The 644-nt window shown below is 48.6% G+C and carries 2 tRNA genes and 1 rRNA gene; all 3 read left to right on the top strand.

Annotation, left to right across the window (positions count from 1 at the left end):
- A 16S ribosomal RNA gene (locus ACSBQV_RS24235) occupies positions 1 to 115 on the top strand; the annotation flags it as partial.
- A gap of 74 nt (positions 116 to 189) precedes the next feature.
- Positions 190 to 266 (top strand) — tRNA-Ile (locus ACSBQV_RS24230).
- 38 nt (positions 267 to 304) lie between these two features.
- Positions 305 to 380: transfer RNA gene (locus ACSBQV_RS24225), tRNA-Ala, on the top strand.
- Positions 381 to 644 lie beyond the last annotated feature (264 nt).

Genomic DNA, 644 nt, shown 5'->3' with positions numbered 1-644 from the left:
AAAAGAAGTAGGTAGCTTAACCTTCGGGAGGGCGCTTACCACTTTGTGATTCATGACTGGGGTGAAGTCGTAACAAGGTAACCGTAGGGGAACCTGCGGTTGGATCACCTCCTTACCTAAAGATATTAGTTCGAGTGGCGTGCTCACACAGATTGTCTGATAGAAAGTAACGAGCAGAAATACCTTTATAGGCTTGTAGCTCAGGTGGTTAGAGCGCACCCCTGATAAGGGTGAGGTCGGTGGTTCAAGTCCACTCAGGCCTACCACTTCTTGTAAGTGGAAAAGGTACTGCACGTGACTGTATGGGGCTATAGCTCAGCTGGGAGAGCGCCTGCCTTGCACGCAGGAGGTCAGCGGTTCGATCCCGCTTAGCTCCACCATATAGTCCGGTATTGAATACTTCAGAGTATATTGGCGACAGTATGCTGCGAAGTATTTTGCTCTTTAACAATCTGGAACAAGCTGAAAATTGAAACATGACGGCTGAAATTTGTCCCTCCGTAGATGTACTGGGATAAAGAGTAACCTGTCATAGAGTCTCTCAAATGTTTGCAGCGCGAACGATGGAAACATCTTCGGGTTGTGAGGTTAAGTGACTAAGCGTACACGGTGGATGCCTAGGCAGTCAGAGGCGATGAAGGGCG

This window comes from Serratia sp. B501 (genome assembly GCF_051172315.1).
In the GTDB taxonomy this organism is placed as follows: Bacteria; Pseudomonadota; Gammaproteobacteria; order Enterobacterales; family Enterobacteriaceae; genus Serratia; species Serratia ureilytica.
This window is presented reverse-complemented; position numbering and strand designations above follow the sequence as displayed.